A 1124-nucleotide genomic window follows, 5' to 3' on the forward strand; every position below is an offset into this window, starting at 1 on the left:
TATAGCCTAACGGAACAAAATAAAGTCTTAAAAAGCAACTCAAAAACCGTATTTATAGACTTAATATTTAATTTCGGTACAATATGTATTTAATTATCTAAACTCTAACGGTACAGAATGCCTAATCAGGTCGGATATATTCGAGTCAGTTCAACTGAACAAAATACTGAACGTCAATTAGATGGAATCAGCCTGGATAAGACCTTTACTGAAAAGGCAAGCGGTGGTAGCCGTGAACGTCCTCAGTTAAATGCAATGCTCGACTATCTGCGTGAAGGTGATACGGTGCATGTTCATAGTATTGATCGTCTGGCACGTAATACAAATGATCTGAACGAAATTGTGAATAGTCTGAATGATCGTGGTATAACCATTATTTTTCATAAAGAGAATTTGACCTTCAGTCATGATGTAGCACAATCGGCAATAAATAAACTCATGTTTCAGATGCTTGCTGCATTTGCAGAGTTTGAACGCTCCATGATCCGTGAGCGTCAAAAGGAAGGAATTGCAAAAGCCAAAGCGAAGGGCTTATATAAGGGAAGAAAGCGGAAGGTTGACTATGTTGAAATACGAAAAGCAATGGCTGAAGAAAATTCAACATTTAGAGGTGTTGCAGAAAAGTTTAAAGTAGGGATAGCAACAGTACAAAGAGCTTTAAAAGAAGAAACTAATAATCAATAAGGTTGATTAATGAAGACGCTTAGATATTCAAATTTAGAAAAGATCATGACCATTTATACTGAAATTTCTACTTATATTACATTTCATAATGCGACTGGTTTAACAGATATAAATAAATCAATGGAAGATTTTTGAACCGTACCGGGTTTGTCGGAGACCAAGCTTTCTGAGAGAATGTCCCGATGAAAAAAGTAAAATATACCCCTGAAATCAGAGAAAGAGCGGTTCAATTATTGATTGAATCCGAGAAAGATTATCCATCGAATTGGGCTGCGATCACCGCTATTGCTCCCTGAGCAGTATACTGCGCAAGGGTTGTACTCCTGAAACACTACGTGTTTGGTATCAAAAATATTTAGATAAACAAAATCCAGTTAAAGTACAGCAGCTTTCAGACCAAGAACGTATCAAACAACTCGAACGCGAAAATAAAGAACTGC

At 36.7% G+C, this 1124-nt stretch carries 1 protein-coding gene and 1 pseudogene; both read left to right on the forward strand.

Annotated features, from left to right (window positions below; translation table 11 throughout):
• Window positions 1–117 precede the first annotated feature (117 nt).
• Entirely contained in the window at window positions 118–684 is a 567-nt protein-coding gene (locus FTU82_RS15985; protein ID WP_006581699.1) for a recombinase family protein, read from the forward strand.
• A gap of 182 nt (window positions 685–866) precedes the next feature.
• Window positions 867–1124 (forward strand): annotated as a pseudogene (locus tag FTU82_RS15990) (IS3 family transposase); the annotation flags it as partial.

The sequence above is a fragment of the Acinetobacter sp. YH12151 genome (genome assembly GCF_013418355.1).
Lineage (GTDB): Bacteria > Pseudomonadota > Gammaproteobacteria > Pseudomonadales > Moraxellaceae > Acinetobacter > Acinetobacter pseudolwoffii.